Annotated in this window: 2 protein-coding genes; both read right to left on the bottom strand. The window is 62.3% G+C overall.

Annotation, left to right across the window (positions count from 1 at the left end; translation table 11 throughout):
- A partial coding sequence (locus CSQ89_RS21635; protein ID WP_143747139.1) for an IS66 family transposase zinc-finger binding domain-containing protein occupies nucleotides 1-672 on the bottom strand: 672 nt, incomplete at its 3' end.
- Nucleotides 673-746: 74 nt separating this feature from the next.
- Nucleotides 747-1,000: IS66 family insertion sequence element accessory protein TnpB (gene tnpB, locus CSQ89_RS21630; protein WP_099407994.1), on the bottom strand; the 254-nt coding region annotated here is incomplete at its 5' end.

Here is a 1,000-nt window from a genome sequence, read left to right as displayed (position 1 = left end):
CCATTGCGCCAGCGTCGAGCGCGCGATCGGCACACCGTGGCGCGTGCTGATCTGCTCGATGCGGTACAAGGGCAGGTGACCCAGAAACTTCTGGATCAGCACCCAGGCGTGTAGCCCTGGCGCGGCCAGGCCACCATCGATGATCGCCGGCGGCACCGGCGCGGCAGTGATGGTTTCGCAGCCACGGCAAGCATATTGCGGGCGGATGTGGCGATGAACAAAGAAACGGGCGGGCTCGACATCGAGCTGTTCGCTCACGTCTTCGCCGATCTTCACCAGATCGCGTCCGCATTGGCCGCAGGTGCAGGCTTCGGGTTCGTGGCGGTGCTCGACACGCGGCAGTTCCGCTGGCAAGGCTTTGCGGCCGGTGGGCTTGTGCTGGCGCGGCACGCTAGCCGGGGCTTGCTGTTGTTCGATCTCGGCGACGATGGCGGCACCATCTTCGTCGCATGCGTCGTCGAACAGGTCGCGTTGTTCAGGGGGAAAGGCTTCGCTCTTGACGCCAAAGGTGATGCGTCGGTGGTGGGCCAGTTCCAAGGTGAGTGCCTGGATCTTCAGGTCTTTCAGGCGAAGTTCTTGAGCTTGGTGATCCACCTTCGCCAGCTGCGCCGTCAGCGATGCCGCGACAGCGGGATCAAGGTTGGAGCGAGCGAGTTCGGCGGTAAAATCCATGGTTGGATTTTACCATGGCTACCCCAGCAAGACCCGCACAAGAACTGGGCTGCAGCGATATTTTGCGGGGTGTTTCATGGTTGCCACAGCGACGACGGATGGGCGCTTAAGCGACGCCAATCCACCCCGGTGGTGAGCCACTGCCAGTCGGTCTGGCTCAAGGTGAAGACGGTGTCGTGACTCTGCGGCCAAGTGAAGCGACCTCGGTGTAGACGGCGCACGCACATCCATACGCCCGTGCCATCCCAGATCAATAGCTTGATGCGGTTGCCGTTACGGTTGCGGAAGGCGTAGGCACTGCCGTCGCAAGGTATCTTGCCCAGGCTGT

The sequence above is a fragment of the Chitinimonas sp. BJB300 genome, assembly GCF_002735695.1.
Lineage (GTDB): Bacteria > Pseudomonadota > Gammaproteobacteria > Burkholderiales > Chitinimonadaceae > Chitinimonas.
This window is presented reverse-complemented; position numbering and strand designations above follow the sequence as displayed.